The sequence below is a fragment of the Niastella vici genome (genome assembly GCF_002077945.1).
GTDB classification, from domain to species: domain Bacteria; phylum Bacteroidota; class Bacteroidia; order Chitinophagales; family Chitinophagaceae; genus Niastella; species Niastella vici.
On sequence record NZ_LVYD01000060.1, the window covers coordinates 111,196 to 124,474 of the forward strand.

The window sequence follows — 13,279 nt, forward strand, 5'->3', positions numbered from 1 at the left end:
ACAGATTTTACATTCGTTTACAAAATTTTTACCATGCTTTTACTACTCGTGCGGACGGGCACCGTAGGTTTGTATCAACAGCCCGGGCTTCTTTGTTTCCGCTTTCATCATCACATAAATCAACATCTTATGCGGTCAATCTTATTGTTCGTATGCGCATCCGTGTGCCTCACAGGCGCCGTCGCCTGCCGGGATCGTTCAGCGGCGGCTATCGCTGCTCCTACACTTGCTATTACAGAACCGGCACCTTCCACCCCGGTGGGGAGGGTAGTGGGCTATTCCCTTGTTATACCAGAAAGTTTTGTCAATTGGAAAGGCATGCATGTCATGGGAGGCAAGGGACATCAAGGCTATATCAAACCCCTGACGGGCACCCTGGCTTTCGATGCTAATGGCACTATTGCAGGAGGTTATTTTGAACTGGATATGAATACAATTACCATTACCGACAGGAAAGACACGAGCAGCGATAACGGACTGGTATTGCATCTGAAAGACCCAGACTTCTTTGATGTGAAGAAGTATCCCAGGGGTACATTTCAATTAATCAAAGCTATTAGAGCCTCCAGCGATTCTTCTTATTATATTACCGGGCAACTGACCTTGAAGGCCATTACGCAGGAGATCCATTTTCCGGCCACAATCATCAGGAATGGGGAGGATATTGTTGCCACAGCGTCGCTCACAATAGACCGTACGAAATGGGGGATCACTTACCAGTCAGGCAGTGTATTTGGACTTGTGAAAGACGAGTTGCTGGAAGACAGGGTACTGGTGTCACTGGCTTTACGGTTTCACCAGCAGCAGTAGGAAGCAGGCCAGGCAGGAACACAATCTCTTATTGATGTCGTTGCCGGCTATCAGGGCAATTAGCTGGTGGCGGGATTGGGCTATCTTTTCCAACTTTAATTAAAAATTTATATGAAATATTCAGTCGTTTTAAGCATTCTCATCCTGTTCGCTTGCGGATGCAACCGCAATGACGTGAGGACAAAACTTTTGAACGAACAAAAAATCCTAAAGGATAGCGCTAATAATATTCGCGAAAGGATAGGCGGCTACATGGAAAAAGGCGTTTGCGACAGCGCAGCGGCTAAAAAGAAGCAACTTGGAACCGTTCATGCCCGGTTAATTGATATTCAATCTTCACTTGATAGTTTTGAGAAAATGAAATAATAGTTGAACGTAAGACAAGTAGCAAGAAGCTGACTGCTTCTCTGAAAAGAATGAGTGAGTGGATAAAATCAGTAAGGTTATTGGGACACTGCGTGGTTCGCACCAGGTTTCAATCTCTACTTTCAACGTTTCTCCATGCCGTTGAAAAAGGGGGAAAAAATGAGCGTGATTCACTCATTTGCAACATTTCCCACCCCATCCTGAAACAATCTGACACTATGGTGCAACCTTAATGGCATAACATTTGAATCCTAAACGGCTTCAACCAACGAATAAAATCCGCTCACATGAAACAATGTTATCCTAAGAAGCTTTTATTGTTCTTAATGTTGTACATAATATCAGCAAAGGCTGTTGCTCAAACCGATTCATGGAAGAATGTAAAGATAGGCGCGGGTGGTTACGTAACCCGACTTATTTTTAACCCCGCTCAAAGTAACCTGCTCTATGCCCGTACCAATGCGCTTACCATTGGGATGCCGCATCCAACTTCTGGGTGCCGCTTACAGATTTCAAGATCCTTCTAACATGAGTTCTATCCTCATTGAATGATTGATAACACAATTGATAATTTTATTCTCTGCAGGGTCTTCTGTAGAAGACCCTGCAGAGAATAAAAAAAATCAGAAGGTTTATGAATCAATTATAAACAACTTTTCCTATTAAAAACCACATTTATGACAAAGTCTAACAATTTCAGCCCTTTTTATTGTCGGCCACGATTTATAGTGGTTTTTTTGCTGATTCTTTTTTGCTTTTCACAAACAAATCTAATTGCACAAACATTTGGTAATGTAGCCTTGGGTGGAGGCGGTTTTGTATCAGGAATTATAAGTCATAAAACATCAGGCGATATTTACTGTCGCACAGATGTTGGTGGCGCTTACCGTTGGGATGCGGTAAATTCAAAATGGATTCCTTTGCTCGATTGGACTTCAGAGGATCAAACTACATACCAGGGGGTGGAAGCGCTGGCGCTGGATCCTCAGAATGCAAATAATCTATATTTACTTGCAGGGACTAGTTACTTTAACGGTGGAAAAACAGCGATCTTAAAATCCACAGATAAGGGAAATACATTCACTGAAGTGGTAGTAACTTCACAATTTACTGCTCATGGAAATGGAATGGGAAGATCTAATGGGGAACGTCTGGCTGTGGATCCTAATAACAGCAACATCCTTTTTTGTGGAACAAGAGCAAATGGTTTGTGGAAAAGTACCAACGGAGGATCCAGCTGGACACTGGCCTGGAATGGTGTAACCACTACAACCAATGGAAACGGAATCTGCTTTGTTGTGTTTGATCCTTCCAGTGTTTCGGGAGGAGTTACCCAAACTATTTATATAGGAGTTTCCCGCACGGGAGGTAATAATATATACAAAAGTACCGACGGCGGCAGCACTTTCAATGCAATTCAGCCTGATAACTCATTTATGCCCCACAGGGCTGTTTTATCTTCTGATAATTCTACTTTATATGTGACAATGGCGGATGCTGAGGGTCCATCGAACGGCAGCAACGGAAGAGTTTACAAATTGGCTACTGCTAACGGAACCTGGACCAACATTACTCCAAATGGGAATAATTACCCTTATAGCGGAATAAGTGTTGATCCTGCAAATTCGAACAGGATTATTGCTGCAACTACTAACGTCTGGAGTAACAACCAGTTTGGCAACACATGGGCAGATTTTATTTACTTTTCTACCGACGGAGGAAGTACCTGGACCTCAAAGTTGACGCCCACAAGTACCCTGAACAATAATGGCATTGGCTGGATCGCTGGTCGTGGGATACATTGGGCAGGTAGCATTGACTTTGATCCGTTAAATACGGCAAAAGTAAGGGTTATATCGGGGAATGGAGTTTTTACCTGCGATGATATCAATGCATCCACCACTTCCTGGAAATTTGATGTAAAAGGAATGGAAGAAACGGTTGTACTTGATGCCATAAGCATTCCCGGTGGTAATTTTATTTCAGCCGTAGGAGACCAATATGGAGCAGTGTATTCTGATATTTATGCCTATCCGGCGCAGGTACATACTCCCACCGTTACTTCTAATAACGGTATAGCTTATGCCGCAAATAATATCAACAAAGTGGTACGGGTTACAGATAAATTATACTACTCTACCGATCAGGGAGCAACCTGGACGCAAGCGGCTTCTACTAATGGCGGCGGTTATGGGAAAGTAGCATTGTCAGCAGATGGAAATACAATACTTCATTGTCCAGGCGGCGGAAGTACCACTTATTATTCAACAAATAATGGAGGATCATGGACCAGTACAGGAGTAACTAATGTTCAGGATGCTCATCCAATAGCAGATTACGTAAATACTAATAAATTTTACATTTATAGCCCTAATAGCGGACAGCTATTAGTAAGTACAAATAAAGGTGTAAGTTTTACCTCCTCAGCATCTAACCCAGGTCAATGGGGATCAGGACGAGCAAGGGCAGTTCCAGATAATGAAGGAAATGTATGGGTAGCTTTAAACGGGAGCGGATTGAAATACACCACGAACAATGGAACTTCATGGACAACTGTTTCCAATGTTACTTATTGCGGAGCTGTTGGATTTGGTAAAACTGCAACGGGGGCTACTTATCCCACTGTTTATATTTGGGGAACTGTTGGCGGAGTTAAAGGTATGTTCCGTTCTACAGACCAGGGCGCTTCGTGGACACGAATAAACGACGATGCCCATGAGTGGGGAGGTCCGGGGAACGGTAATTTTGTAATGGGAGATATGAACGTATTCGGACGTGTATATATGAGTACAGTAGGACGAGGTCTGGTTGCTATCGAATCAGATCTGTCGGCGCTGCCCCTGCAATTTACCCATGTATCAGTATCGCAACGGCCGGTATCACAAAAAGTATATGCAGATGTGAAATGGCAAACAAATGCCGATGCCGCTATTACCGGTTATGCAGTGGAAAGAAGCCTGGATGCGGTTCATTGGCAGGAAGTATATAATACCACCGCAAACGGGCAGAATAATTATACATACAGCGAAGATGTTACTGCATTAAGTGGTACTATACACTACCGTATCAGGGAAATTAATAAGAGTGGTTATGGCAGCTATAGTTCCGTACTTACGCTGCGATTATCAGCTATTACCCGAACAACCATTTCTGTAAGGCCCAATCCGGTCATAAATAAGGTTATTAATTTGTATCTGAATAGTCAGGCAAAACAACAGGTAGTGGTGCGGGTGGTTAACGGGTTTGGGCAAACCCTTTATACCAGTGCTGTTGTGCCCGTAGAAGCAGGAGAGAATGTAATAAATATACCGGCAGCCCAGTTTCCCCGTAGCAATATTTGTTTTGCAGAAGTGTTGAATGCAGCCAGTGGATCAAAAATCGCCACCATAAAAGTAATTTTCTGATCACTGAGACTAACATTGGGTTCCGGCTTGTACTGATTCTGTACCTTTTTCACAAAAATACTTCGAAGTGAGTAGGAGGGTAGCGATTAGTCGCTACCTGTCCCCTCCAGCAACCGTACATACGGTTCCGTATATGGCGGCACATCAGAATAATACAGTTGGAAGGGTACTTAATTCTCTGAGAGATAGGTACCCTTCTCTTTTTAGTAAGGAACTGTTCAAGGCTCTTTGCAAGATCGGGTTGTGGCTTATTCGCCAGTACCCTTTGCGTGAGTTCTCCCATTGATATGCTTGCCATTCGGGCGTCCCCAGTTTGACAAGCATGTTCACTCGGGTAGATGGTAGTTTCCATTGCTTCCAATAACATAGCCTGATACGGCAAGGATTCCATGATCTCGAAGGGTATTGGGTATCAAATCATCAAAAACTTTTAAAGAATTTTAGGTTTATACCAGAAGAAGCCTATTCTGATATTGGTGTAGTAAAAAATGTTTTACTTTACAGTACTTTATTTTACATTGCTATTATTGTTTCATTGTTCAGCATATTAATTAAACTTACAAATCAGGAAAACTCAAGCGTTAGATAGAAAAAAGCTGGTGGTCTATTCCTTTTTTGTTGCTTGCACCGCAAATACTTTCTCAACAATCCCAACTTTTCAACTATAGGGTCATAATGATTTCGAAAAGGGGGGGGCTATAAAAACAAGCTCAATGACAGTTGAACCAATTTCCACGTATAACATAAAAGCTCTTGCGCAACTGATGCTGGAGTTATGGCCAGACAGTTCATTTGATGAAGAATTGGAGAGTTGCATAATAATATTGAATAACGATAATGATGTCTGCTACTTAATTAAAGACAAGGAAATGACAATTAAATTGGATGACAAAATAGCAAGGACTTAATCAAGGATTTTTGTTAAATAATAATTTCAAACCAATTGTGTTGACGGAGATGAAGGGGATATGGAATTAAGACCGGTATATGACTTTACGCTATTTTCAGTTTCGGGTGCAGGCCCGGATTTTCCAGATATTGAGTACCCCATTCATCCATGACGCTAATCACCGGAAGCAGTGATAAGCCCAGATCTGTCAAGAAATATTCTACTTTGGGCGGCAGTACGGGATACACCACTCTGCGGATAATTCCATGTTCTTCCAGCTCCTGAAGTTGCTGATACAAAACCCTTCGGGTAGCTTTGGGATTCAGCCGTTGTAATTCGCTGGGCCTTTTGTGCCCTTTCCAGATGTTATGGATCAGGCAGGGCTTCCACTTCCCGCCAATAATTTCCATGATCATGCCCATGCCACAATCGAGGTCTTTAGGAATCTTTCTTTTAGCCATAATATACTGTTTTACGAAGTAAAATTATACAATAAAACCATAGCCGGGTATAGGGATAATTTTAGCCCTATGCTATAATGAAGTACGTACTTGTCTGCTGCAGGCAAGCACCATAGCTTTGCATACGAATCATTTTGAAAGTGGGCCCACTAAAAAGATGTTTCGCTTTTTAAATAAAATTTCAACGTAAAATTATTCATACAATGAAAAGGTATAGAAAGAATTCAGAAAAGGGTGCATGGGGATCAGGCATCTTTTTATATGTTTTTATAGTAGCTTCTTTGTTCTTCACATCAACTGTTTCCGCACAGGAGAAAACAAAGTCGCTACCACAACCCGCCAGCTATCATATGCTCATTGGCGATATAGAGATCATTGCGTTTTCGGATGGCAGCATTCCCCAGGAGCTTAATAAATTGATGACGAATACAACGCCTGCAGAAATTGAAAAGCTGACCCGCTCCAATTTTCAAACGCCGGTAGTGGAAGCTTCTGTAAATGCTTATCTGGTTAAAACAGGAGGTAAACTCATTTTGATAGATGCCGGTACTTCAGAACTATATGGACCTTCGCTCGGGCATTTGCCTGCCAGTATGATCAGCGCCGGATATGATCCGAAACAAATAGATGCTGTATTGATCACCCATATTCATACAGATCATACCGGCGGTTTGATGGATGGTGATAAGATGGTGTTTCCCAATGCGACGATTTATGTAAGCAAAAAAGAAGCAGACTTTTGGTTAAGCGACGAATATGCCAAAGCACCGGACAGACTGAAGCCTTACTTTGAGCAGGCGCGATTAAAAATGCTCCCTTATGTTAAGGCCGGAAAGGTGAAGACCTTTGATTATAGCACAGAGCTTTTCCCGGGCATACTACCCGTTGCCAGCCCCGGGCACACGCCCGGTCATAGTTTTTATCAGGTGACAAGTAAAGGTGAAAAAATAATGTTCTGGGGCGATATTATGCATGTTGCCGCTTTGCAGTTCAATAAGCCTGATATAACCATTGTTTATGATGTAGATCCTAAAGCTGCTGCTGCAGCGCGCAGAAAAGCGTATGAGGATGCAGCAAAAGGCCGGTACTGGATAGCTGGCGATCACCTGTCTTTTCCCGGCATAGGTCATATTCGCAAAATAGAAAATGGTTACAATTGGGTGCCTGTTAATTATACAACTACCGGCATCGGTCAATAATAACCATATGAAAATATTGTTCAAATTAGCATTACAGTCCTTTATGGTTACTGTAATGCTGGCCATTGGCTTGTCTGTATTTGCCCAGGTATCAAATTCATCCGACTCCATCTTATTTCATAAGCTTTATAATGAGGCTTTGAAGAATGGTGAAACGGATATGAACTTACGTTATCTCACTTCCCGCATTGGCGCCCGCATAAGCGGATCGTTACAGGCACAGCAAACCGTTGAGTGGACAAAAAAGGTATTGGCACAATACAAGCCGGATAGTATTTATCTGCAGCCCGTAACAGTACCTCATTGGGTAAGGGGCACAAAGGAAATTTCTTATTATACTGTTAAAGGCAGGCGGGTAAGAATGGACGTTGCCGCCCTGGGGAGATCTATTAGCACTGATGGCCTGTTAACGGCCGGCGTTGTTGAAGTAAGGTCATGGGCCGAATTAGCCGCTTTGCCCAACAAGGCAGTAAAAGGTAAGTTTGTTTTCTTTAACCGGGCTATGGATGCGGGTGAGATCGAGACTTTCAAAGCTTATCTGGGTGCAGCAGATCAACGGGCGCAGGGGGCTATTGCGGCCTCCCGCAGGGGCGCCGTGGGAGCGCTGGTGCGGTCATTAACACCGGCAAAAGATGATTACCCGCATACAGGCGCCATGAGTTACGACACAGCCGTCCCGAAAATTCCGGCAGCAGCGCTGAGTACCAACAGTGCCGATCTGTTAAGTGATGCCCTGAAGAAAGACCCCAGCCTGCATTATACGCTTCGTATGCATTGCGTTCAACTACCCGATGTGCAGTCGTACAATGTTATTGCCGAGATCAGGGGCACAAAATACCCCGATGAGTATGTAACGGTAGGCGCACATCTCGATACATGGGATCTTAGTGAAGGCGCAAGTGACGATGGCGCCGGACTGGTGCAGGCCATGGAAGTGCTCAGGCTTTTCAGGGCAACTGCATTACAACCTGAACGTACTGTGCGGATCATTCTTTACATGAACGAAGAGGCCGGCGCACATGGCGCCATCGAATACGCAAAACAAGCCAGGTTGCGCAACGAAAAACACATAGCCGTTATTGAGTCTGATGCAGGCGGCTTTGCGCCACGTGGATTTAGGATCGAAACCACACCCGAAGCCATGGCACGGTTTCAACAATGGAAAGAATTATTCATACCATATAAAGCAGGCGACATACAATTGCAGCAACGCGGTGTTGACCTGGTGCCTATGAAAGAACAGGCAACAGCGCTGATCAGCCTCGACTGTGACGATAGCCGGTTGTTTTATATTCATCATAGCGTACTGGATACCTACGATAAGATCAATCCAAGGGAAGTTGCTATGGGAGCAGCGACGATGGCTGCTATGGTTGCACTTGTCAGTAAATATGGATTATAAAATGAAAAAGTTAATAACTATCGCTGTAATGGGGTTGCTTATAATGACCGCATACGCACAAACAGATAATGCAGGATCGAAACCATTCAGTAATTATACCGAATACAAAGGTTTGGTTTTTGTGGCGGGCCAAATCGGCAATGCCGATGCAGGCTTTAGTGAAGAGGTGCGCCAGGCTTTAAATAATGTGAACGCTATCTTGAAACAGGCCGGAACATCTATGAAAAAAGTGCTGAATGTTACCGTTTATCTACGGAATATGCAGCAGATAGATGAATTCAACAGCATTTACCAGATTTATTTTCAAGCTCCTTATCCTGCCCGAACATGCGTTGCTGTAAGTGACCTGGTAAAGAGGGCAAATGTTGAAATTAGTGTAATTGCAGTGAAATAAAACGGTGACAAGTTACCCCGTTCAGCTATAATTTTTTAAAGACCGTACCAAAACACAAAGGCACGTCTTTCGACTTGCTTTTGTGATCTCAATTGGATTCGAACTTCAGCACCTAGGCTTGGTCCGATAGTGTTCCCCACTGCCCGACTTTACAACTACTTGGATATAGAATTGAAATAATGTAACGGATAATAATTCTCCCACGATCAAACAACCAACATACACTTAACTAATTATTTATATCCAATTACTACTAGGAACAAGTTTTGTTTAATGGGTCATTTTTGCACTGTCATTATGGTTATCAAATCATTTTGCAGACTCATAACAATACATATTAAACTCCGTATCTATGAAACAAAAGCTATTTTTGCTCTTTGCTCTTTTCTCTATGTCCCTGCTCTTCTCCTGTAGTAAATCTGATAGTAAGCCCGATAGTGGCCCTAAACCCGAAAGCGTCATTGTTACGACTATAAGTCCCGACAGGTTGACTAATGGTATACAGGTTACCGTTACCGGAAAAAATTTTGGTACTGATACGGCAAAGACTCATCTTTCGTTGGAAAATCAGAAAATGGTTATTACAGCCCTGACAAATACAAGTATCACCTTCACTATTCCGGAAAAGTTTGTACAAACAGGTCAAAAAGATTGTTTTATTAAGATAGAAGTAGAAGGCCTTTACTCTTATAGCCGTTGGGTCTCTATTTACTATGTGGAACCCAAAGGCTGGTTTTATGCCGGCATTATTCCCAATGGTAGCGGGGCTGGCAGTCAAATTTTTACTAATCTTATTTTCCCAACGGATTCATTGGGCATTGCACAAAGGGAAAATTCTATTTATCGCACTTACGATGGTGGTATAACCTGGAATGCGAGTGACTTTAACGGCGTTTACAGTTATGGTTATGCCATTTCTTCATCAGATGGTAAAAATATTTGGTTAGAACTTAAGGACAAGGTAGCCGTATCAACGGATGGCAGCACCTGGACCATAGGACCAGAGAAAAGCTCGTTCGGTTGGCTGATCATCGGTTTGTATACATCGGCACCCGCCAACGGATTGATAGCTAGCACTCTCGGAAGATTGTACGATGTCGATGGTCGTTTTGCTGGTGCAACCGTGAAGTACCAAAGCGCCAAGTATGACGGTAGTAGTGGCGTGTGGGATAGAATGTCAGCGCTTGATAAAAACAATTTGATCCTCACCAGTAATAATTCTAAATACGTTGTTTTAGAAAAAGCAGGTGTATTTAGTGAAGTAGATATTTCGTCAGTTTCCAGCGCTACATATATAAAAGCGCTTCAGATGGTTGATGCCAATACAGTTTTCCTGGTAAATTTTAACAATGAGCTGGTAAAATATGCTGGCAATACCTGGACTAAATTAACCCAGCAAGCCAATGCGGTATATTTTACCGATAACACTACCGGGTACATTGCTTATAACAATAAGATCCTTAAAACCACCGATGGTGGCGCCAGCTGGAATGAGCAATTCACCCTGAATGCAAACGATAAAGTGGCTGTCCTTTGTGCAAGGAATGGAAAAGTATGGGCGCTTGGTAACAACAATACACAGGGTTTTGTAGTGAAATATAATCCCTAAGCATATCGTATAAACGAAAATAAAAGAGGGTGTCTCAAAAGTAATTTTGGGGCACCTTTTTTCATTTTCAGTTTTTAGGTCGGGTTTATCCACAAAAGCACTGTAAATCTTGATGTAGAAAGTTCTAACCTTAAAACTTACTTCCAATGGGGTATAACACTTTCGACACAACTCACTACCACATGGGATTCCAGCGGAGTACCCCAAAAGAGAAATTGCAAAAGTTTGTATTCTCCGAAGGAGTGACCTATAATCGCGAAAAAGGAGCATATCTAACCTCTAAAGTAAATATGCTCTTTCAGCCAGTATTATAATAATGATTTTGTTATTAAGGTATACAGATTCAGAACAAATGAATTAAAATGAATCAAAGATTTCAATTGGATTCGAACTTACTCTAACGGATTCAAATTGAGGGCAATGACTGATTTACGCGGATGGATTCAAAATTATTCAAATTAAAAAGCCCATCAAACTCAAAGATTTGAAGGGCTTCATTTTTTCGTCGGGACAACTGGACAGTCTAACCTGTTGATACAGGATTTAAAGGCTTTAGGGGAGTCTTTAACCCTCAATGGAGGATTCATGAAAATTTGAATGACTGATAAAATCCAGGAATAAATAAAGTCTAGGCATCATAAATAAATAATAAACTTTTATCTCTATTTTAGGCCGCTATGGATAGCCAAATTATTGGCGATAAGTAAATGCTTTAGGTATGCATAAATTTATTATTTCAGTTATTGTGATTCTTCCTAGTTCTCCTTAATGGTCTTTTATATGCTTGATCTCAGTAACAATTGAACTTATTATCTCTTGACTTGGTGACAAGGGATCATTCGACCATTCTTAGACGTGTGTTCCTATAGCGGACAACAGTTGTACTAAATCCGGACAGGTTTATCCGTGAGCCAATTGAATATCTTATTTATAATCAAATAATTAAAAAAGAGGTATGCCACTTGCAAAAGTGACAGCTTAACCTAAAACCAATGAAATTCTATTCATGTATTTTATTACTTCTTTCGTTAATCGAGCAATCCCATGCCCAAAAGAAAGTCTATATGCCTTCAATACAAACTTGCAATTGCAATTTTAAAATTGACAGCAGTTATATAGCTTCAGCACCCCCACGGTTAAAACCCGACTCCACGTTCCCTTACAAAATTGACAGCAGCTTCCAGACTGTATGCGGTTATCTCATCGTGCCCGAAAACAGGAAGAAGGCTTCTTCAAAAATGATCAAACTCCCGTTTATCGTTTTGAAAAGTAAAAGTCAGGATAAAAAGAAAGATCCATTTCTGTTTACAACCGGAGGGCCGGGGGGTACTTCACTTGCCTGGATTAATGGTATGCAAAGAAGCAGTGTGATTGAAAGCAGGGATTGTATTGCCTTTGAGCAAAGAGGCACCCAATTTGCCATTCCAAATCTGCGAAGCTTTGAATTGGACACGGCCACTCGTGAAGCCTATCGGAAAAACCTGAACAAGGACAGCATGTGGCTGGAAGGTGTAAAGCGATATAAAAAGAAGCTGGAGAAGAAAGGCATTGACCTTTCAGGATACAATACAGATGAAACGGTTGCAGACATTATCGATCTCCTGAAAGTGCTGAAGATCGATTCCGTTAATTTAACCGGTGTCTCTTACAGCGGAGTGGTCATGCTTGCAGTGCTTCAAAAGGAGCCATCAAAAGTGCGGTCGCTGGTATTGGATTCACCACTACCAACTTTTATTTCGATTGATGAAGATGAGCCTATGAATTTTGTTAATTCTATACATGTTTTGTCCGGGCATTGTGAGAAAGATTCTTTAGATCAACAACGCTATGGCGGTCTTGCAACCAAATTCGAAAACTATTTCAATTCGATTGCTGATAAAAAATTCTATTTCCCTTATGTTGAAAAAGGCACTGTCGATACTATTCAAATCGAATATACAAAGAACGAACTATTCGACATTCTTGATAATACCTTGCAAGATCCATCTGCCATTAAGAATGTTCCATTTATGATCACTGAAATGATCAAAGGCAACCATGCTCCGTATATTCAAAAGAAGCTGGACGATATTTTCAACAAGAATATTGCACCAAGCGGAATGCGAATGTCGGTGTACTGTGCCGACCAGGCAAGTTACCACAGTGAAGAAGTGATTCAACAGTTGTACCAGCTATATCCTTTTCTGAGGGGCTTTCATATCAATGACGTATATAATGCAGTTTGTGATTGCTGGAAAGTTCCACCGATATCGGTTCAAACCAGGCAACCGTATTATTCGAGCAAACCTGTACTGATTGGTGATGGCGAAATGGACCCGGCATGCAGTCCGCTCTATATGTACAGGATCAAACACTATATGCCAAATGCTCAATGCTTTTTATTTATCAACCGGTCTCATGGGATCGGTGGCACAACGTTTCGCCAAATGACACAAATGTTTTTAGATCATCCTTACAACAGGATCGTAATCCCAAATGAACAAATCATTGCATATTAAATTCCGGACAATGGTCGATGTGTGTTAAAAGAAGGAAGATATATTTCATCGCTGAAAAGAAGTATTAATTTATCTTCTCTGACTCCGTTGGGTTCAGTGTAAGCTCCCCGAAAAGTCGCCAACCCGGGGATCGTGGAATTTACTCAAACTCGCACAAAATGCGAAAGCCCGCAATAGCGCGGGCTTCACATTTCCTTAACAGTCGGGTCAGCTGGACGGATTTCTATCGCGCTGTGCAAAGCCCGTG

General features: G+C 42.1%; 9 protein-coding genes. 8 read left to right on the forward strand and 1 reads right to left on the reverse strand.

Going from position 1 to position 13,279, the window contains the following annotated elements:
* Positions 1-129 precede the first annotated feature (129 nt).
* The 3 genes from A3860_RS28035 to A3860_RS28050 all read left to right on the forward strand — a co-directional run bounded on the left by A3860_RS28035 (position 130) and on the right by A3860_RS28050 (position 4,580).
* Positions 130-810 carry a YceI family protein gene (locus A3860_RS28035; protein WP_158085383.1) on the forward strand — a complete coding sequence of 227 codons (681 nt, stop codon included), beginning with the start codon at positions 130-132 and terminating at the stop codon, positions 808-810.
* 111 nt (positions 811-921) lie between these two features.
* A complete protein-coding gene (locus tag A3860_RS28040; protein WP_081152828.1) occupies positions 922-1,176 on the forward strand; it encodes a hypothetical protein in 255 nt (84 codons plus the stop codon).
* 677 nt (positions 1,177-1,853) lie between these two features.
* Entirely contained in the window at positions 1,854-4,580 is a 2,727-nt protein-coding gene (locus A3860_RS28050; protein ID WP_081152833.1) for a WD40/YVTN/BNR-like repeat-containing protein, read from the forward strand.
* 993 nt (positions 4,581-5,573) lie between these two features.
* Here A3860_RS28050 and A3860_RS28065 read toward each other — a convergent pair.
* Positions 5,574-5,930 (reverse strand): winged helix-turn-helix transcriptional regulator, encoded by a 357-nt coding sequence (locus tag A3860_RS28065; RefSeq protein ID WP_081152841.1) that lies wholly within the window; start codon positions 5,928-5,930, stop codon positions 5,574-5,576.
* A gap of 203 nt (positions 5,931-6,133) precedes the next feature.
* On the opposite strand from A3860_RS28065, the gene A3860_RS28070 reads away from it, so the two are divergent.
* The 5 genes from A3860_RS28070 to A3860_RS28090 all read left to right on the forward strand — a co-directional run bounded on the left by A3860_RS28070 (position 6,134) and on the right by A3860_RS28090 (position 13,032).
* A complete protein-coding gene (locus A3860_RS28070; protein ID WP_081152842.1) occupies positions 6,134-7,129 on the forward strand; it encodes an MBL fold metallo-hydrolase in 996 nt (331 codons plus the stop codon).
* A 7-nt stretch (positions 7,130-7,136) separates the two neighbouring features.
* Complete coding sequence (locus A3860_RS28075) at positions 7,137-8,531, forward strand: M20/M25/M40 family metallo-hydrolase (RefSeq protein WP_158085384.1); 1,395 nt, start codon at positions 7,137-7,139, stop codon at positions 8,529-8,531.
* 1 nt (position 8,532) lies between these two features.
* The gene (locus A3860_RS28080) at positions 8,533-8,925 is read left to right on the forward strand and encodes a RidA family protein (RefSeq protein ID WP_158085385.1); all 393 of its coding nucleotides are present in this window, start codon (positions 8,533-8,535) and stop codon (positions 8,923-8,925) included.
* Positions 8,926-9,277: 352 nt separating this feature from the next.
* Complete coding sequence (locus tag A3860_RS28085; protein WP_081152849.1) at positions 9,278-10,534, forward strand: IPT/TIG domain-containing protein; 1,257 nt, start codon at positions 9,278-9,280, stop codon at positions 10,532-10,534.
* Between the two features lie 1,064 nt (positions 10,535-11,598).
* A complete protein-coding gene (locus tag A3860_RS28090; protein ID WP_081152851.1) occupies positions 11,599-13,032 on the forward strand; it encodes an alpha/beta fold hydrolase in 1,434 nt (477 codons plus the stop codon).
* Positions 13,033-13,279 lie beyond the last annotated feature (247 nt).